This window comes from Neisseria sp. P0018.S001 (assembly GCF_051957355.1).
In the GTDB taxonomy this organism is placed as follows: domain Bacteria; phylum Pseudomonadota; class Gammaproteobacteria; order Burkholderiales; family Neisseriaceae; genus Neisseria; species Neisseria subflava_A.
Genome location: NZ_JBQCWN010000006.1, coordinates 89,859 through 108,982, shown reverse-complemented (window position 1 = coordinate 108,982; position 19,124 = coordinate 89,859). Strand labels below are relative to the sequence as shown.

Annotated in this window: 18 protein-coding genes and 1 tRNA gene; 16 read left to right on the top strand and 3 right to left on the bottom strand. The window is 47.8% G+C overall.

Going from position 1 to position 19,124, the window contains the following annotated elements:
* Positions 1 to 131: 131 nt before the first annotated feature.
* Both dnaX and ACTHTJ_RS05850 read left to right on the top strand, forming a co-directional pair.
* Positions 132 to 2,135: a DNA polymerase III subunit gamma/tau gene (dnaX, locus tag ACTHTJ_RS05855; RefSeq protein ID WP_070583656.1), complete on the top strand. Its 2,004-nt coding sequence runs from the start codon at positions 132 to 134 to the stop codon at positions 2,133 to 2,135.
* 90 nt (positions 2,136 to 2,225) lie between these two features.
* The gene (locus tag ACTHTJ_RS05850; RefSeq protein ID WP_003678854.1) at positions 2,226 to 2,561 is read left to right on the top strand and encodes a YbaB/EbfC family nucleoid-associated protein; all 336 of its coding nucleotides are present in this window, start codon (positions 2,226 to 2,228) and stop codon (positions 2,559 to 2,561) included.
* Between the two features lie 149 nt (positions 2,562 to 2,710).
* On the opposite strand, the gene ACTHTJ_RS05845 is transcribed toward ACTHTJ_RS05850, so the two are convergent.
* Positions 2,711 to 2,786: transfer RNA gene (locus ACTHTJ_RS05845), tRNA-Asn, on the bottom strand.
* A 139-nt stretch (positions 2,787 to 2,925) separates the two neighbouring features.
* Positions 2,926 to 3,411 (bottom strand): NemA protein, encoded by a 486-nt coding sequence (locus ACTHTJ_RS05840; RefSeq protein ID WP_070583654.1) that lies wholly within the window; start codon positions 3,409 to 3,411, stop codon positions 2,926 to 2,928.
* Between the two features lie 180 nt (positions 3,412 to 3,591).
* Between ACTHTJ_RS05840 and dapF the strand changes: the two genes are divergently transcribed.
* The 4 genes from dapF to ACTHTJ_RS05820 all read left to right on the top strand — a co-directional run bounded on the left by dapF (position 3,592) and on the right by ACTHTJ_RS05820 (position 6,736).
* Complete coding sequence (dapF, locus tag ACTHTJ_RS05835) at positions 3,592 to 4,443, top strand: diaminopimelate epimerase (protein WP_070583651.1); 852 nt, start codon at positions 3,592 to 3,594, stop codon at positions 4,441 to 4,443.
* Positions 4,440 to 5,042 (top strand): hypothetical protein, encoded by a 603-nt coding sequence (locus ACTHTJ_RS05830; RefSeq protein WP_070713376.1) that lies wholly within the window; start codon positions 4,440 to 4,442, stop codon positions 5,040 to 5,042. The genes dapF and ACTHTJ_RS05830 overlap by 4 nt, the downstream gene beginning before the upstream one ends.
* Before the next feature lie 106 nt (positions 5,043 to 5,148).
* On the top strand, positions 5,149 to 6,081 hold the full coding sequence (gene cysK, locus ACTHTJ_RS05825) for a cysteine synthase A (protein WP_100066632.1): 933 nt from the start codon (positions 5,149 to 5,151) through the stop codon (positions 6,079 to 6,081).
* 154 nt (positions 6,082 to 6,235) lie between these two features.
* Positions 6,236 to 6,736: a membrane lipoprotein lipid attachment site-containing protein gene (locus ACTHTJ_RS05820; RefSeq protein ID WP_371444493.1), complete on the top strand. Its 501-nt coding sequence runs from the start codon at positions 6,236 to 6,238 to the stop codon at positions 6,734 to 6,736.
* An 84-nt stretch (positions 6,737 to 6,820) separates the two neighbouring features.
* On the opposite strand, the gene ACTHTJ_RS05815 is transcribed toward ACTHTJ_RS05820, so the two are convergent.
* The gene (locus ACTHTJ_RS05815) at positions 6,821 to 7,204 is read right to left on the bottom strand and encodes a YkvA family protein (RefSeq protein ID WP_049329785.1); all 384 of its coding nucleotides are present in this window, start codon (positions 7,202 to 7,204) and stop codon (positions 6,821 to 6,823) included.
* A 461-nt stretch (positions 7,205 to 7,665) separates the two neighbouring features.
* On the opposite strand from ACTHTJ_RS05815, the gene sdhC reads away from it, so the two are divergent.
* The 10 genes from sdhC (at position 7,666) to ACTHTJ_RS05765 (ending at position 19,055) form a co-directional block, all read left to right on the top strand.
* Positions 7,666 to 8,043 (top strand): succinate dehydrogenase, cytochrome b556 subunit, encoded by a 378-nt coding sequence (gene sdhC, locus ACTHTJ_RS05810; protein WP_004519263.1) that lies wholly within the window; start codon positions 7,666 to 7,668, stop codon positions 8,041 to 8,043.
* On the top strand, positions 8,037 to 8,378 hold the full coding sequence (gene sdhD, locus ACTHTJ_RS05805) for a succinate dehydrogenase, hydrophobic membrane anchor protein (protein WP_004519264.1): 342 nt from the start codon (positions 8,037 to 8,039) through the stop codon (positions 8,376 to 8,378). The genes sdhC and sdhD overlap by 7 nt, the downstream gene beginning before the upstream one ends.
* Positions 8,379 to 8,380: 2 nt before the next feature.
* A complete protein-coding gene (gene sdhA, locus ACTHTJ_RS05800) occupies positions 8,381 to 10,144 on the top strand; it encodes a succinate dehydrogenase flavoprotein subunit (protein ID WP_440360850.1) in 1,764 nt (587 codons plus the stop codon).
* Between the two features lie 119 nt (positions 10,145 to 10,263).
* Positions 10,264 to 10,971, top strand: a complete 708-nt coding sequence (locus tag ACTHTJ_RS05795) for a succinate dehydrogenase iron-sulfur subunit (RefSeq protein ID WP_002241462.1) — start codon at positions 10,264 to 10,266, stop codon at positions 10,969 to 10,971.
* Between the two features lie 3 nt (positions 10,972 to 10,974).
* A complete protein-coding gene (locus tag ACTHTJ_RS05790) occupies positions 10,975 to 11,223 on the top strand; it encodes an FAD assembly factor SdhE (RefSeq protein WP_003678830.1) in 249 nt (82 codons plus the stop codon).
* Positions 11,224 to 11,347: 124 nt separating this feature from the next.
* Positions 11,348 to 12,631 (top strand): citrate synthase, encoded by a 1,284-nt coding sequence (gene gltA / locus ACTHTJ_RS05785; RefSeq protein WP_070583645.1) that lies wholly within the window; start codon positions 11,348 to 11,350, stop codon positions 12,629 to 12,631.
* A gap of 209 nt (positions 12,632 to 12,840) precedes the next feature.
* Positions 12,841 to 15,669, top strand: a complete 2,829-nt coding sequence (locus tag ACTHTJ_RS05780) for a 2-oxoglutarate dehydrogenase E1 component (RefSeq protein WP_070583643.1) — start codon at positions 12,841 to 12,843, stop codon at positions 15,667 to 15,669.
* A 99-nt stretch (positions 15,670 to 15,768) separates the two neighbouring features.
* On the top strand, positions 15,769 to 16,950 hold the full coding sequence (odhB, locus tag ACTHTJ_RS05775; protein ID WP_063075931.1) for a 2-oxoglutarate dehydrogenase complex dihydrolipoyllysine-residue succinyltransferase: 1,182 nt from the start codon (positions 15,769 to 15,771) through the stop codon (positions 16,948 to 16,950).
* Between the two features lie 259 nt (positions 16,951 to 17,209).
* Positions 17,210 to 18,643 (top strand): dihydrolipoyl dehydrogenase, encoded by a 1,434-nt coding sequence (gene lpdA, locus ACTHTJ_RS05770; protein ID WP_070583641.1) that lies wholly within the window; start codon positions 17,210 to 17,212, stop codon positions 18,641 to 18,643.
* Positions 18,644 to 18,767: 124 nt separating this feature from the next.
* Positions 18,768 to 19,055, top strand: coding sequence for a hypothetical protein (locus ACTHTJ_RS05765; protein WP_002242554.1), 288 nt, complete (start codon positions 18,768 to 18,770; stop codon positions 19,053 to 19,055).
* The last annotated feature ends 69 nt before the right edge of the window (positions 19,056 to 19,124 follow it).

Here is a 19,124-nt window from a genome sequence, read left to right as displayed (position 1 = left end):
CGTCGGCTTGATAGAAAATCCTTAATAAAAATCAAAAAAATGCTAGAATATATACCATTTTCTGAGGCCGTCTGAAGAGCGGATAATTCTTTTCAGACGGCCTTCCGATTTATTTCCCGTAGAGAAACAACATGGCTTATCAAGTTCTTGCACGAAAATGGCGTCCGAAAACCTTTGCCGATTTGGTCGGTCAGGAACACGTCGTCAAAGCCCTGCGCAACGCGCTGGACGAAGGCCGTCTGCACCATGCCTATCTGCTGACAGGGACGCGCGGTGTGGGTAAGACCACGATTGCCAGAATTTTGGCCAAGAGCTTGAACTGCGAAAATGCCGTGCATGGCGAGCCATGCGGTCAGTGTGAAAGCTGTACGCAAATCGACAGCGGCCGTTATGTGGATTTATTGGAAATCGATGCGGCATCGAATACCGGTATCGACAATATCCGCGAAGTGTTGGAAAACGCACAATACGCGCCGACTGCGGGTAAATACAAAGTCTATATCATTGACGAAGTGCATATGCTTTCCAAAAGCGCGTTCAATGCCATGCTGAAGACTTTGGAAGAACCGCCTGAACACGTTAAATTCATTTTGGCGACCACCGATCCGCACAAAGTCCCCATTACCGTATTGAGCCGCTGTTTGCAGTTTGTTTTACGCAACATGACAACCCAACAGGTTGCCGAGCATTTGGCACATGTCCTGGACCGTGAAAACGTTCCTTATCAGCCGCAGGCCTTGCAGCTTTTGGGACGTGCCGCCGCCGGTTCGATGCGTGATGCGTTGAGCCTTTTGGATCAGGCGATTGCCATGGGTTCGGGTAAAGTTGCCGAACAAGATGTCCGCCAGATGATCGGAGCGGTCGATAAACAATACTTGTTTGAGTTGCTTGAAGGAATCATTAATCAAAACGGTGAGGCCTTGCTGGAAAAAGCTCAGGAAATGTCTGCCAGAGCGATTGGTTTTGACAGCGCATTGGCAGAATTGGCCATGCTGTTGCAACGTTTGGCTTTGATTCAAACCATTCCTTCTGCCTTGGCAAATGACGACCCTGAACGTGAAACTTTGCTGCGATTAAGTCAGGCTTTGAGTGGCGAGCAGATTCAGCTTTATTATCAATGTGCTATTCATGGAAAACAGGATTTGCCGCTGGCTCCGGACGAGTATGCCGGTTTTGTCATGACGCTTTTGCGCATGCTTGCATTTGCGCCGTTGGCTGCTTCGGGTTGCGATACGCAAAGCCAAATTGAACACACGGATTTGCATTCCGACCATCAGAAAGCTGAGGCCGAAAAAAAGCCTTTTCAGCTGCCGAAATCTGAGCCGATAGCAGCAACGGCGGTTGAGAAAGAGGCTGCTTCTGCCAAACAGGATGCCGTTGAAAGGCCGTCTGAAGAAACCGTTCAGCCTGTTCTGCAACAACAGGCGGATGTACCGCCTTGGGAGGAAATGCCGAGCCAAGTATCGGCTGAGCCGCCTAAAACACAAACGGTGCAGATGCAAGAAGCGGAGGCGCCATTGCCTGTTGCAAAAGTTCAGACGGCCCCTGAGCCGGAAGAATATCCGCACATGGATGAGGAAATTCCACCTCCGTATTTTGATGAAGCATATGCATTTGAAGATTCACATCGTGCTGATGTGATGGAAGTACCGCAGCCGGTTGTGTCTGCTGAGCCTGAAGAAGAGGAGGGAGATGAAGAAGAGCTTCAGTTCGCTCCTTTGCCTGAGTTTAAAACTGAGAATTGGCACAGCATTATCGAACGTTTCGCCCGTAAATTAGGTGCGGCGCAGATGTTGGCACAAAATGCGGCATGGACGAGTTATGATGCGGAAGCAGGATTAATCATGCTGTCGTTGACGGATGAGGCCAAAGCCACTGCCAATAAAGAGCGCTTGGATAAAATCTGCCAGACGTTGAGCGAGGCATACCATCTTGGCAATTTAAGGCTGCAAACCGAGCCTTGGCAGGATGATAAAGGCTGGGAAACGCCGGTTATGCGCCGCAAACGTATTCAAGAAGAAGGGCGGCAGCAGGCGCAAGATTTGCTGGAAGCGGATACAACGGCGCAGAAAATCTTACAAACCTTTGAAGCGCAATGGCTGCCGGATTCTTTAGAATTGGCAGGACATTCTTAAAATACTGATATACAAGGCCGTCTGAAAGGCAAGAGCGTTTTTCAGACGGCATGAGTGAACCCATTTATTTCAAACCCATAGGAGTAAAATATGTTCGGAAAAGCCGGATTAGGCGGCCTGATGAAACAGGCTCAACAAATGCAGGAAAACATGAAAAAGGCACAAGCCAAGCTGGCTGAAACCGAAGTTGAAGGTGAAGCAGGCAATGGTTTGGTGAAAGTTGTGATGACGTGTTCGCATGTTGTCCGCAAACTTGAAATCAGCCCTGATTTGATTCAAGAAGCCGCTGACGACAAAGAAATGTTGGAAGATTTGGTATTGGCCGCTATCAATGCCGCTTCTGAAAAAGCCGAAGAAACCACCAACAAAACCATGGGTGCATTCACCCAAGGCCTGCCTGCAGGTATGGGCGATTTCTTCCGTTGATTTAAAAATAAATAAAAGGCCGTCTGAAGCCAGATTTGGGTTTCAGACGGCCTTTTTTATTATGAGGATTCATGGGCTTTCTTTGGGAAAGAACAAGCGTTCCTTATTGATGTAAGGAAGCCTGAACAGCAGTTCAGGCTTTTGAAATTTGGCTCCCCGACCTGGGCTCGAACCAGGGACCTGCGGATTAACAGTCCGTCGCTCTACCGACTGAGCTATCGGGGAATGGGGCGTATTATAATGGCTGGAAAAAATGTGTCAATCAATATTTTTAAGAAAATGGTGCAAAATATTTCAAATGTTTGAATGTTAAAAATATTTTGTAATCAAGTTTCACATGCTCCCCAGCCGTTTCAGACGGCCTTTAGTATTTGGCGTTAACCAATTTGCCGTTTTGGAACACTTGCTGCTGCATCACCGTGCCGTTGTAGGCGTAAGTGGTCAGCGAGCCGTTGCTTGGCGTGGCGCGGAACTGCATCAGTTGGTTGCGGCTGAGGACGTAGGGGTCCGTGCGTTTTTGGCTGTTGTCGCTGTAAAAGTCTTGGACGACATATTCGTTGTTGCGTTTGCTGATCAGTTGGCGATGGAAGCCGCCTTTGACTGCGCTGTTGCTGGGTGTGCCGTGTGCATCGAAATAGGTCACGATTTGTTCTTCTGAGATACGGATGCCGTCTGAATCCGTGCCTTTGGTGGTTTTGTCCAAGCCAACAGGGATGTTGATGGATGTGCCCAAGCCGACGTGGCGGCCGATACTTGTGCCGACGCCTAAGCCGACGGAAACGCCGGGTGTGCCGACTGTACATGCGCTGAGTGAAGCGGCCAAAAGGGCAGGTAAGAGAACTTTTTTCATAATGTGTATCCTTGTAATAAGAAATGTTTGTAATGTGGGAAGTATAGTATTTTTGCGGGGTGGCTGGTGTTAGTATTGGTAAAAGGGCGCAATGCCGTCTGAAAAACAAGATAGAAACGGATATATCATTCTGGTGTAGAATGTGCCGAAATAATGATTTAATAAGAATGTGAATGAATAATGAAAACTTTAAAATTTACGAAGATGCACGGCTTGGGCAATGATTTTATGGTGGTCAATGCCATCGAGCAGGACTTTGATCCGTTGGCTGCGCCGCTTGCTCAATGGGCAGACCGCTATCGCGGCGTGGGTTTTGATCAGTTTTTGGTAGTGGAGAAGCCTTCTTCTGATGCGGTCGATTTTCGGTACCGCATTTTCAATGCCGATGGTCGGGAAGTAGAGCAGTGCGGCAATGGAGCGCGTTGTTTTGCGCGTTTTGTCGCGGATAAGGGTTTGACGGATAAAACGGAAATTTTGGTCGAAACGGCCAAAGGGATTATTGTGCCGAAGCTGTTGGATAACGGTTTGGTTGCCGTCAATATGGGTAAACCGCGTTTCATGCCGTCTGAAATTCCGTTTGTGCCTGCACATGGTGAAAATGAAGATGCGCTGACACATATTGTCTTAGTCGGTTTGGAGTCTGTACCGGTAAGCTGTGTGAATATGGGTAATCCGCATGCGGTGATTTTGGTTGATAATGTTGAAACCGCACCGGTGGAGCATTGGGGCGGCGCTATTGAATCTCACGAGCAGTTTCCTGAACGGGTCAATGTCGGCTTTTTGCAGGTTGAAGATGAGTTGTCAGTCCGCCTGCGTGTGTTTGAACGCGGGGTGGGGGAAACTCAGGCTTGCGGCACCGGAGCGTGTGCGGCGGTGGTGGCAGGCGTGCGCAATGGCTTGCTGAAAGCGGGTGCGCCTGTGCGTGTTACTTTGCCTGGAGGCGAATTGTTTATCAGTTGGGAAGAAGGTGGCGATGTGCAAATGACCGGCCCTGCTGAAACCGTTTTTGAAGGCGAGTTGCAGTATTCATGATGGTTTCTTTGGATTTTTGGTTTGCCATTGCGTATGCTGCGGTATCGTTGGCATTTATTTTTCGCGCACAGCGGTTTCAATGGCTTTGGGCTACGGTGTTGTTGTGGCTGGGGATTTCGGCACTGGGCGCACGCTTGTTGCCCGGAATGTGGGGCTTTACGCATACGGGCCCTTTGTTTATCCCTCATTTTTATCTGACAATCGCCAGTATTTTCTTCTTTATTGATGACTGCAGTAAAACGGAAGACAAAAAGTTTTGGTCGGCAGGCGAATATGCCGGTTTGACCTTATTTGCGGTTTCCAATGTCGTCATGACTTTGGCTTTTGTTTTCTTGGCAGGCGTGGTTTATTTCATCTTGCCGCTGGCAGGCTCGGTTTTTGCATGGGTGGCCTTACTGAAAATTTATGCTTTGAAACCCATTTATTGGTTTGCATTGCAGGGCGTCCTGATGCTGGTGTTTTATCTGCACAGAGTGGTTGTTTGCAAGCAGTCTGCCTCTCTTTTCAGTATGCGGCAGATGTGGGCAGGCTGGATGGTTGCCGTCGTGATGCAGGCTGTGGTTGCCGTTGCATTGATTTTTGAGCGCAGTGGATATTGACCGCGCTTGAACCAAAAGTTATAAAGAAAGAAATTTTCGATATTGGTTTTTCAGACGGCCTGAGTTTAATATGCAGGCTGTATTACATCTAAATCAGGAGCAGGAAATGAAAATTGCAAATAATATTACCGAGCTGATCGGCAACACACCTCTGGTGAAACTGAACCGCCTGACCGAAGGTTTAAAAGCGCAAATCGCCGTTAAACTTGAATTCTTTAATCCAGGCAGCAGCGTGAAAGACCGTATTGCCGAAGCCATGATTGAAGCGGCCGAGCAAGCCGGTAAAATCAATAAAGATACCGTTATCGTCGAGGCAACCAGTGGCAATACCGGTATCGGTTTGGCCATGGTGTGCGCGGCCCGCGGTTATAAATTGGCCATCACCATGCCTGAAAGCATGAGTAAAGAACGCAAAATGCTGCTGCGTGCGTTTGGTGCAGAATTGATTTTGACTCCTGCTGCCGAAGGCATGGCAGGCGCTATTGCCAAAGCCCAATCTTTAGTGGACGAACATCCGGGCACTTATTTCATGCCGCGCCAATTTGATAACGAGGCCAATCCTGAAGTTCACCGCAAAACCACTGCCGAAGAGATTTGGCGTGATACAGACGGTAAAGTAGATATTTTCGTGGCCGGTGTGGGTACTGGCGGCACGATTACCGGCGTGGGCGAAGTGTTGAAAAAATACAAACCCGAAGTTCAAATCGTGGCTGTCGAGCCTGAAGCTTCTCCGGTATTGAGTGGTGGCGAAAAAGGCCCACATCCGATTCAAGGTTTGGGCGCAGGCTTTATCCCCAGCGTTTTGAATACGACTGTTTACGACAGCATTGTCAAAGTACCTAACGAAGCAGCGTTTGAAACTGCACGCGCTATGGCTGAAAAAGAAGGCATTTTGGTAGGTATTTCTTCAGGTGCCGCAGTATGGAGCGCATTGCAACTGGCCAAAAAACCTGAAAACGAAGGTAAGCTGATCGTTGTCTTGTTGCCATCATATGGCGAACGCTATCTTTCTACGCCTCTCTTTGCCGATTTGGCATAATATAGGATTGTTGTTAAAAGGCCGTTTTCAGACGGCCTTTTTTGCGTATGGGCTTGAGATATCGTATGAAATCTGTTGTAATTCAGTTAATGAGCTTTGAATACCGTTATTCAAAAGTTGGTTTCTTCAACGAATCATGCTTATAATGCGCATCATGAAAAAATACATTCTTCCTATCCTTGCTGTGGCGGCACTTGCCGGTTGTGAATCAATTTATGTTCCAACATTGAAAGAAGTGCCAGTTCGACCAACCAACGTCAAGAAACCTAAGGCTGATTCACAAGTTTCAGCTACCGGTTATCATTTGGCTCCTTCGCATTGGGCAGATGTTTCCAAGATTCATGATGAAGCACGTCGCTTGAGTACCCAAGTGAGCCAAGGTAGTCTGACTAAAGTTCAGGCTGCCCAATATTTGAACCGCTTCCGTATCCAACAAGTGGGACGCAACTCTGTCGATGACAGTATGTACGAAGTTTATCTGCGTTCTGCCGTTGACAGCCAACGTGGTGAAATTACTACCGAGCAATCCAAACAGTACATCCAAGGTGCTTTGCGTGGTTGGCAGCAACGTTGGAAAAACATGGATACCAAGCCAAGCAATCCTGCGTTTACCAATTTCCTAATGGAAGTTATGGGTATGCAACCTTTGAAATAAAAAAGTCATAAACTGAGAAGGCCGTCTGAATATTCAGACGGCCTTCTTCTCATATTTATATATGTGTAGTCGAATTGTATCCAATTAAGAACCAAACAGCTTGTCAGCCGCTTGACGGGCTTTTTCTTGAATATCTTCGGTCAGATAGTTTTTCATCTGAGAATAAACCAGCGCAATGACGGCAATGTCATCGCTGAAGCCAAATGGAATCAGAAGGTCGGGAATGCTGTCGATAGGGCTGAGGAAATAAACCAGTGCGCCGACAATAATCATTTTAGCCCGTTTGGGCGTGTGTTCAGATTCCCAAAGGTAATAAAGTGCATAAAGCTGTCGGACGACAGGTTTGCCCAGGCGGCCGGCAAAGCGTCCGAGTTTTTTCATAAAACCGGATGTGTCCAAGTTTCGACGGCGGAAGGAGGGGATGTAGTCTTCCGGATCGGGTGTGTTTTGATGAGGGGAGTGTGTCATGATGCAGCTTCCTTATAAGGTATGGAAACATTGTTGGTGTTGTGCCGTATTTTAGTCCATCTAGAGATGGATGAAATGTCTTTGAATGTATAACTATGTAAGAGTAGTGGTGATAATGCAATGGTAATAAGTTAAGAATGGCTTATGCCTTTGTAAAGATTAGGTATCAAGAGTGAGAATTTATCTCACAATAGATACAATTCTCAAACAATAATGATGTTATCGTAAGTGCTTTGATGGGGAGATGCTTAATTGCAGGAAAGTAACAAAAAAGGCTAGCCACGCAAAAAAAAATCTAAGAATGATTGTTTGATTTTATTAGTCTTTTGGTAAAAATCATTAGAGCATTCATAAATTGCACTGTTCAAAATGAGATAAAACAGGTAAATTATGGTTTATGTAGCTTATTGTAGTGCTGAGCTATAGGTTTTGAGCTGATAATAAATCTAGAGGAACTGACCATGTCCGCCAAATCACGCCCGGTATTTTTGGAAATTCCGAATATCCGATTGCCCATACCGGGGATTGTTTCTATTCTTCACCGTATCAGCGGCGTCGGCTTGTTTGTGATGCTGCCTGTTCTCTTGTATTTCTTCTCTGGAACGCTGGATCGCGAAGCGTCGTTTGAAGCATATCGTTCTGCTATTTCCAATCCGTTTGTGAAGCTGATCCTTATCGGTCTGTTGTGGGCATATCTGCACCACTTTTTTGCCGGTATCCGCTTTCTGTTTTTGGATGTGCATAAAGGCCTGGAATTAAATACTGCCCGTACTACTGCTAAAGTTGTATTTGCTTCTGCTTTGATTCTGACCGTCGTTTTGGGAGCTTTGTTATGGTAGAACGTAAATTGACAGGTGCGCATTACGGTTTGCGCGATTGGGCAATGCAACGTGCAACTGCGGTCATCATGCTGGTGTACACCGTGGTTCTTTTGGTTGTTTTGTTTACGTTGCCTAAAGAATATTCGGCATGGCAGGCATTTTTTGATCAAACTTGGGTGAAGGTGTTTACCCAAGTGAGCTTCTTGGCCGTATTCCTGCATGCATGGGTAGGTATCCGTGATTTGTGGATGGACTACATTAAGCCTTTCGGCGTGCGTTTGTTTTTACAAGTTGCCACCATCGTTTGGTTGGTAGGCTGCTTGGTGTATTCAGTTAAAGTAATTTGGGGGTAAATATGGGTTTTCCTGTTCGCAAGTTTGATGCCGTGATTGTTGGCGGTGGTGGTGCAGGTTTACGCGCAGCCCTCCAATTGTCTAAATCCGGCCTGAATTGTGCTGTTTTGTCTAAAGTCTTCCCAACCCGTTCTCATACTGTAGCGGCTCAAGGTGGTATTTCTGCTTCATTGGGTAATGTGCAGGAAGACCGTTGGGATTGGCATATGTACGATACCGTGAAAGGTTCTGACTGGTTGGGCGACCAAGATGCGATTGAGTTTATGTGTCGCGCCGCGCCTGAAGCCGTAATTGAGTTGGAACACATGGGTATGCCTTTTGACCGTGTGGAAAGTGGCAAAATCTACCAACGTCCTTTCGGTGGTCATACTGCAGAACACGGTAAACGCGCGGTAGAACGTGCATGTGCTGTTGCTGACCGTACCGGTCATGCGATGTTGCATACTTTGTACCAACAAAACGTCCGTGCCAATACACAATTCTTTGTGGAATGGACAGCACAAGATTTGATTCGTGATGAAAACGGCGACGTAGTCGGTGTAACCGCCATGGAAATGGAAACCGGCGAAGTTTATATTTTCCACGCTAAAGCTGTGATGTTTGCTACCGGTGGTGGCGGTCGTATTTATGCTTCTTCTACCAATGCTTATATGAATACCGGTGACGGTTTGGGTATTTGTGCCCGTGCAGGTATTCCGTTGGAAGACATGGAATTCTGGCAATTCCACCCGACCGGTGTAGCCGGTGCCGGTGTATTGATTACCGAGGGTGTGCGCGGTGAGGGCGGTATTCTGTTGAATGCCAACGGCGAACGCTTTATGGAACGTTATGCTCCAACCGTAAAAGACTTGGCTTCCCGTGACGTGGTTTCCCGTGCGATGGCGATGGAAATTTACGAAGGTCGCGGCTGCGGTAAAAACAAAGACCACGTATTGCTGAAAATCGACCATATCGGCGCAGAAAAAATTATGGAAAAACTGCCGGGCATCCGCGAGATTTCCATTCAGTTTGCCGGTATTGACCCGATTAAAGACCCGATTCCTGTTGTGCCGACTACCCACTATATGATGGGCGGTATTCCGACTAACTATCATGGCGAAGTTGTTATTCCGCAAGGTGAAGATTACGAAGTGCCTGTAAAAGGTCTGTATGCGGCAGGTGAGTGCGCATGTGCTTCCGTACACGGTGCGAACCGCTTGGGTACCAACTCCCTGTTGGACTTGGTGGTATTCGGTAAAGCTGCCGGCGACAGTATGATTAAATTCATCAAAGAGCAAAGCGACTGGAAACCTCTGCCTGCTAATGCCGGTGAATTGACCCGTCAACGTATCGAGCGTTTGGACAACCAAACCGATGGTGAAAACGTTGATGCATTGCGTCGCGAACTGCAACGCTCTGTACAACTGCACGCCGGTGTGTTCCGTACTGATGAGATTCTGAGCAAAGGCGTTCGAGAAATCATGGCGATTGCCGAGCGCGTGAAACGTACTGAAATCAAAGACAAGAGCAAAGTGTGGAATACCGCGCGTATCGAAGCTTTGGAACTGGATAATCTGATTGAAGTAGCGAAAGCGACTTTGGTGTCTGCCGAAGCGCGTAAAGAATCGCGCGGCGCACACGCTTCAGACGACCATCCTGAGCGCGATGACGAAAACTGGATGAAACATACCCTGTATCATTCAGATACCAATACTTTGTCTTACAAACCGGTACATACCAAGCCTTTGAGCGTGGAATACATCAAACCGGCTAAACGCGTTTATTGATGAGTTTTCAGACGGCCTTTATCTTAAAGGCCGTCTGAAACCTAACCATACCCACATTGAACTGCTTGAATTCATAATACAAAATCATTGGGCAGTTTATGAGAAAAGGAACACTTCTCATGGAAAAAATGAGTTTTGAAATTTACCGTTACAACCCGGACGTTGATGCCAAGCCTTATATGCAACGTTACGAGTTGGAATTGGAACCAACCGACGTTAAACTTTTGGATGCTTTAGTGCGCCTGAAAGCACAAGACGATACATTGTCTTTCCGCCGTTCTTGCCGCGAAGGTATTTGCGGTTCTGACGGTATGAACATCAACGGCAAAAACGGCTTGGCATGTCTGACCGATCTGCGCGGCCTGAAACAGCCGGTTAAAATCCGTCCTCTGCCAGGCCTGCCTGTTATCCGCGACCTGATTGTGGATATGACCCAATTCTTCAAACAATATCACTCCATCAAACCTTACGTTGTCAACGATAACCCTATCGATGCGGACAAAGAGCGTCTGCAAACTCAGGAAGAGCGTAAAGAGTTGGACGGTTTGTACGAATGTATTTTGTGTGCTTGCTGCTCGACTGCCTGCCCGTCATTCTGGTGGAACCCTGATAAATTCGTTGGTCCGTCTGGTTTGCTGAATGCTTACCGTTTCATTGCGGATAGCCGTGATACCATTACTAACGAGCGTTTGGATAATCTGAACGACCCATACCGTTTGTTCCGTTGCCACACCATTATGAACTGCGTAGACGTATGTCCTAAACACTTGAATCCGACCCGAGCCATCGGTAAGATTAAAGAGATTATGTTGAAACGAGCCGTTTAAGAAATGATGGTTTTTGACGATATTGCCAAACGGAAAATCCGTTTTCAAACCCGCCGGGGATTATTGGAATTAGATTTAATCTTCGGCAGGTTCATGGAAAAAGAATTCGAGCACCTGAGTGATCAGGAGTTGTCCGAATTTTCCGAAATCCTCGAATTTCAAGACCAAGAGTTGCTTGCCTTGATTAACGGACATTCGGCGACGGACAAGAAACACCTGATTCCCATGCTTGAAAAAATCAGACAGGCATGACGTGTTATAGAGCTTGTTTGCGATGCCAATCCGAACAAGCTCTTTCCATACGGAGGCCGTCTGAAAAAAAGGACCGTGCCGCTTGGGCGGCAACGAAAGCCCCAACTTACAAAGGAGTTTAAGAATGTCTAAATCAGTCAAGCTCACCACCCCAAATCAAGAGACCTTGGAACTGCCAGTATTGGAAGCAAGTATCGGCCATGATGTGGTTGATATTCGTGCTTTGACAAAAAATACAGGTCTGTTTTCCTTCGACCCCGGATTCGTGTCAACTGCAAGTTGCGAATCCAAAATCACTTATATTGATGGCGATGAAGGTCTGTTGTATTACCGTGGTTATCCTATCGAGCAGTTGGCCGAAAAATCCGATTACTTGGAAGTTTGCTACCTGTTGATTTACGGCGAACTGCCTACCCCTGAACAGAAAAAAGAATTTGATGCCACAGTCGGTCGCCATACTATGCTGCATGAGCAGCTGACTTGGTTCTTCCGCGGTTTCCGTCGCGATGCGCATCCGATGGCGATGATGGTTGGCGTGGTTGGCGCTTTGTCTGCTTTCTATCAAGACAGCTTGGATATTGCCAATCCTGAACACCGCAAAATTGCGATTTACCGCTTAATCTCCAAAATCCCGACAATTGCAGCAATGTGTTACCGTTATTCCAACGGTCTGCCGTTCAATTATCCAAAAAATAACCTTTCCTATGCTGAAAACTTCTTGCACATGATGTTTGCAACACCATGTGAAGAATACAAACCTAATCCAGTATTGGCTCGCGCGCTCGACCGCATCTTTATTTTGCATGCCGACCACGAGCAAAACGCTTCTACTTCGACCGTACGTTTGGCCGGCTCTTCTGGTGCAAATCCATTTGCCTGTATCGCTGCCGGTATTGCCTGTCTGTGGGGTGCTTCACACGGCGGTGCAAACGAAGCTGTGTTGAAGATGCTGGACGAAATCGGCGATGTATCTAATGTTGCCGCATACATGGAAGGTGTGAAACAACGTAAATACCGTCTGATGGGCTTCGGTCACCGCGTATACCGCAATATGGACCCACGAGCCAGCATCATGCGCGAAACCTGTTATGAAGTCTTGAAAGAATTAGGCTTGGAAGACAGTCCTAAATTCAAGCTGGCGATGGAATTGGAACAAATTGCACTGAAAGATCCATTCTTTGTTGAACGCAAGCTGTATCCAAATGTCGATTTCTACTCCGGCATCGTCTTGTCTGCATTGGGCATTCCAACTGAAATGTTTACCGTTATCTTCGCATTGTCGCGCAGTGTAGGTTGGATTTCTCATTGGCATGAAATGATTAGCGATCCGGCACTGAAAATCGGTCGCCCACGTCAACTGTATACCGGTGCAGAGCGTCGCGATTACGTTCCGGTAGATAAACGCTAATAAACAATACATTAATATATTGTTGAAAAGTCGTTTGAAAAAATCGAATTGCCGTTTTCAATGAGGTTGGTCGTAATTAATTAAGTTGATAGCAGGTAATTTGATTTGAAATAGGGTAGAATAAAGTGTCATTTCAGACGGCCTGAATTCCGTTCGGAGAACACGGGATTCTACCCTTTGTTTATATTTTAAAGAAAAGAGCTCACGCCATGATGGACGAAAAACTCAATTTCTCTTATCTGTTTGGTTCTAATGCGCCATACATCGAGGAGTTGTATGAAAAGTTTCTGGATAATCCGGAATCTGTCGATGAAAAATGGAAACAGTACTTTACCGATTTGAGTAAACAGCCGGGCGCAGTCGCTGTCGATGTTGCCCATACACCGATTCGTGAATCATTTGCCACTTTGGCTAAAAAGAAAATTGCCGCAGCCGTCGCAGGCGGTGTGGATGAGGCAATGATGAAAAAGCAAGTCAGTGTTTTGCGACTGATTTCTGCCTATCGTATCCAAGGCGTGGGTGCAGCCCAACTTGATCCGCTCAAACGTATTCCTCCTCAAAATATTGAAGCTCTCGATCCTAAATTCCACGGTCTGTCAGATGCCGATATGGCGCTTCAGTTCAATATGGGCGAGGGCGATTTTTCCGGTCAGAGCAAACTGCCTCTGTCCCAAATCATCAGCAACCTCAAACAAACCTACTGCGGCCATATCGCGGTAGAGTACATCTACATTCCAAATACCGAAGAGCGCCGCTGGGTTCGCAATTATTTTGAAAGCGTACTGTCTACGCCAAGCTACAACGTTGAACAAAAACGCCGTATCTTGAAAGAAATGACTGCTGCCGAAACTCTGGAACGTTACCTGCATACCAAATATGTTGGTCAAAAACGCTTTGGTGTAGAAGGCGGCGAAAGCGCTATTGCCGGTTTGAATTACTTGATTCAAAACGCTGGTAAAGACGGCGTGGAAGAAGTCATCATCGGTATGGCACACCGTGGCCGTCTGAATGTTTTGGTTAACATTTTGGGCAAAAAACCGGCTGATTTGTTTGCTGAATTTGAAGGCCGTGCCGAAATCAAATTGCCTAGTGGCGACGTGAAATACCATATGGGCTTCAGCTCCGACATCGCTACGCCACACGGCCCAATGCACGTTTCTTTGGCATTCAACCCGTCACACTTGGAAATTGTTAACCCAGTAGTGGAAGGTTCTGCGCGCGCTAAACAAAAACGTTTGGGCGAAAACGGCCGCGATAAAGTCTTGCCAGTATTGATTCACGGTGACTCCGCATTTATCGGTTTGGGTGTTAACCAAGCAACATTCAACCTGTCTAAAACACGCGGTTATACCACCGGCGGTACTGTTCACATCGTGATCAACAACCAAATTGGCTTTACAACTTCCGATACCCGCGATACCCGTTCTACCGTACATTGTACCGATATTGCGAAAATGGTTTCCGCTCCGGTTATCCATGTGAATGGCGATGATCCTGAACGCGTTTGCTTTGCCATCCAAGCCGCTTTGGATTACCGCAAAAAATTCCATAAAGACATCGTGGTCGACGTTGTCTGCTACCGTAAATGGGGCCACAACGAGGGTGATGATCCGACCCTGACCCAACCGATGATGTACAAAAAAGTATCGCAACACCCAGGTGCGCGTGCTTTGTACACCGAGCAACTGATTGCCGAAGGTGTGGTAACTCAAGCTGAGGCTGATGGTTACATCCAAGCCTACCGTGATGCTTTGGACAAAGGCGAACATGTTGAGCAAACAACTTTGAGCAATTTCCAACGCACACAAATCGATTGGAGCAAATACCAAGGCAAAGATTGGCGCGAACAAATCGAAACCGGTTTGCCTGCCGCAGATATTGAGCGCCTTACCGAGAAATTTACCGCTGTACCGGAAGATTTTGCCCTGCATCCGACTGCAAAACGTGTGATCGAAGCGCGTAAAGCCATGGCATCCGGCAATCAAGCCATCGACTGGGGTATGGCCGAAACCTTGGCATACGCAAGCCTGCTGACTAAAGGTCATGGCGTGCGTATCTCCGGTGAGGACTCCGGCCGCGGTACATTCTCACACCGTCATGCAGTGTTGCACGATCAAAAACGCGAAAAATGGGACGACGGTACTTATGTTCCTTTGCGCCATATGGGCGAAGGCATGGGCGAGTTCCTGGTTATCGACTCCATTTTGAACGAAGAAGCCGTGATGGCGTTCGAGTACGGCTTTGCCTGCTCCGCACCTGACAAGCTGACCATTTGGGAAGCTCAATTCGGTGACTTCGCCAACGGCGCGCAAGTGACTATCGACCAATTCCTGTCTTCAGGCGAAACCAAGTGGGGTCGTTTGTGCGGTCTGACCACCATCCTGCCGCACGGCTACGACGGTCAAGGCCCTGAGCACTCTTCTGCACGCGTAGAACGTTGGCTGCAACTGTGTTCTGAGAACAATATGCAAGTCATCATGCCGTCTGAAGCGTCGCAAATGTTCCACCTCTTGCAACGTCAAGTCTTGGGTTCATACCGCAAACCGCTGGTGATTTTCATGTCCAAACGCCTGTTGCGCTTTAAAGGTGCAATGAGCCCGCTGGAAAACTTCACCGAAGGTTCGACTTTCCGTCCGGTTATCGGCGATACCGCCGAACGTGCAAGCAATGACAGCGTGAAACGCGTAGTATTGTGTGCCGGTCAGGTTTACTATGACTTGGAAGCTGGTCGTGCCGAGCGTAAACTGGAAGATGATGTTGCTATCGTCCGCGTTGAGCAGCTGTATCCGTTCCCATACGATGAGGTTAAAGCTGAACTGGCGAAATATCCGAACGCAAAATCTGTGGTTTGGGCGCAAGAAGAGCCGAAAAACCAAGGTGCGTTCTACCAAATCCGCCACCGTATCGAAGACGTTATCAGCGAAGAGCAGAAACTGTCTTATGCCGGTCGTCCAAGCAGTGCATCGCCTGCAGTGGGCTACTCAAGCAAACACATTGCTCAATTGAAACAATTGGTTGAAGACGCTTTAGCGTTGTAAGCCAAGCAGCATTCCGTCTGAGGCTGCTCAGGCGGAATGCCCATATGCAGAATTAAAAACACACAACAGGCCGTCTGAAAGGGCCATTGGAGACACAAAATGATTATTGATGTAAAAGTACCTATGCTGTCTGAAAGCGTATCTGAAGGCACGCTCTTGGAATGGAAGAAAAAAGTTGGCGAAGCAGTTGCCCGTGACGAAATCCTGATCGATATCGAAACTGACAAAGTGGTTTTGGAAGTACCTTCTCCACAAGCCGGCGTATTGGTTGAAATCGTAGCGCAAGACGGTGAAACCGTTGTTGCCGACCAAGTTTTGGCGCGCATCGATACAGCTGCTACTGCCGCTGCTGAAGCCCCAGCCGCCGCGCCTGCCGAAGCAGCCCCAGCTGCCGCTCCTGCTGCTGCACAAAACAACGCCGCTATGCCTGCTGCCGCCAAACTGGCTGCCGAGACCGGTGTTGACGTGAACGCATTGCAAGGTTCTGGCCGTGACGGTCGCGTATTGAAAGAAGACGTACAAAATGCCGCTGCCAAACCTGCCGCAGCCGCTGCTCCTGCTGTTGCACTTCCTGCCGGCGCACGTCCTGAAGAACGCGTACCAATGAGCCGCCTGCGTGCCCGTGTTGCAGAACGCCTCTTGGCTTCTCAACAAGAAAACGCCATTTTGACTACATTCAACGAAGTCAACATGAAACCGATCATGGACTTGCGTGCGAAGTACAAAGATAAATTCGAGAAAGAACACGGCGTAAAACTGGGCTTTATGTCCTTCTTCGTTAAAGCCGCTGTTGCCGCCCTGAAAAAATACCCGGTTGTGAATGCTTCTGTTGACGGCAAAGACATCGTGTACCACGGCTACTTCGACATCGGTATCGCAATTGGCAGCCCACGCGGTTTGGTTGTGCCAATCCTGCGCGATGCCGACCAAATGAGCATTGCCGACATTGAACAAGCAATTGTTGATTATGCGAAAAAAGCAAAAGACGGCAAAATCGCTATCGAAGATCTGACCGGCGGTACATTCAGTATTACCAACGGTGGTACTTTCGGTTCTATGATGTCTACCCCGATCATCAACCCGCCTCAATCTGCGATTTTGGGTATGCACGCCACTAAAGAGCGCGCCGTGGTTGAAAACGGCCAAGTTGTTGTCCGTCCAATGATGTATCTGGCTCTGTCTTACGACCACCGTATCATTGACGGCCGCGAAGCTGTATTGACCTTGGTAGCCATTAAAGACGCGTTGGAAGATCCAGCTCGCCTGTTGTTGGATCTGTAATCGTTTCAGACGGCCTTTTATTTGTTAATGAAAAGGCCGTCTGAATTTTTATTTAGATGTAGCGTAATGTAGTATCGTGCTACAATAGGCTCAACGAACGATTGAGGCCGTCTGAAACATTTGATTCGAATGAATCGACAGATATGGACTTTCAGACGGCCTTTTCTTAAAACCATCAAAACGCAGTCATTCAAAATAAAAAAGAAACAAAAAGTATCGTTTTTATTTTGAGATACTGCAAAAAGCAAAGGATGACACGATGTCTCAATATGATGTAGTAGTGATTGGTGCTGGCCCGGGCGGATACGTTGCCGCCATCCGTGCCGCGCAACTGGGTTTCAAAACCGCTTGCGTCGACGCAGGCGTTAACAAAGCAGGCAATGCCCCTGCATTGGGCGGTACTTGCTTGAACGTAGGCTGTATCCCTTCTAAAGCCCTGTTGCAATCCAGCGAACATTTTCACGCTGCGCAACACGATTTTGCCGAGCACGGTATCACTGTCGGCGACGTAAAATTCGACGCAGCCAAAATGATTGAGCGCAAAGATGCCATCGTGACCAAGCTGACCGGCGGCGTGAAATTCCTGTTCCAAAAAAACAAAGTAACCAGCCTGTTCGGTACTGCTTCCTTTGCCGGTAAAAATGGCGATGCCTACCAAATCGAAGTCGATAACAAAGGCGAGAAAACCGTTATCGAAGCCAAACACGTCATCGTAGCGACCGGTTCCGTACCGCGTCCGCTGCCACAAGTCGCTATCGACAATGTGAACGTGTTGGACAACGAAGGCGCATTGAACCTGACCGAAGTGCCTGGCAAACTCGGCGTAATCGGTTCCGGCGTGATTGGTTTGGAAATGGGTTCCGTATGGAACCGCGTGGGTGCAGAAGTTACCATTCTTGAAGCTGCGCCGACCTTCTTGGCTGCCGCCGACCAACAAATCGCAAAAGAAGCCTTCAAATACTTCACCAAAGAGCAAGGCTTGAGCATTGAATTGGGCGTGAAAATCGGCGACATTAAATCTGAAGGCAAAGGCGTTTCCGTTGCTTACGAAACTGCTGCCGGCGAAGCCAAAACCGAAGTATTCGACAAACTGATCGTTGCCATCGGTCGTATTCCAAACACCAAAGGCCTGAACGCCGAAGCAGTAGGCTTGGAAAAAGACGAGCGCGGCTTTATCAAAGTAGATGGCGAATGCCGTACCAACCTGCCTAACGTATGGGCAATCGGCGACGTGGTTCGCGGCCCGATGTTGGCACACAAAGCCAGCGACGAAGGCGTTGCCGTTGCCGAGCGCATTGCCGGTCAAAAACCGCATATCGACTTCAACAACGTGCCGTTCGTGATTTACACCGACCCTGAAATCGCTTGGGTGGGTAAAACCGAAGAGCAGCTCAAAGCCGAAGGCGTGGAGTACAAAAAAGGTACTTCAGGTTTCGGTGCAAACGGTCGCGCATTGGCAATGGGCAAAGCTAAAGGTACGGTTAAAGTATTGGCAGATGCCAAAACCGACCGCATCTTAGGCGTACACATGATTGGTCCGGTTGTCAGCGAATTGGTTACCGAAGGCGTGACTGCGCTCGAATTCTTCGCCAGCAGCGAAGACATCGCCCGCATTATCCATGCCCACCCAACTTTGTCCGAAGTGGTTCACGAAGCTGCATTGGCGGCCGACAAACGCGCTTTACACGGTTGATAGACATTAAGGCCGTCTGAAATTTTTCAGACGGCCTTAAGGCCTTCGACAAATTGAATGTTCCGAGCGCTTCGTTTTCTGATTTATAATTCAGTCAGACAAACACACAGCATTTACATTCATTATGAACAAAGAAATAGTCGGTATTTTCTTTATACCGGCGGGCATCATCAGCATGTGTATGGCCGCATTGTGGCAGATGTATGTGATGATGACCGAAACTTATACGCTCAACCGTTTCAAAGATAAAGAATTGGTTTGGCGCGTGGCATTGTTGTTTATCAGTTTCAGCCTTGCCGTTTATCTGCTCTGCCCGAATTCGCGTAAAAAAGGCATTGTCTTTTTTATTCTCGGAGGAGGCGGCGCAACCATGTATCTGCTGGCGCGGATGTGGTTGCCCTTCAGTAAATAGTAGGGCCGTCTGAAAATATGGGATTGGCCGCAGGGCGATTCCTAAAACCCACTCACCTTAAGGAGAAAT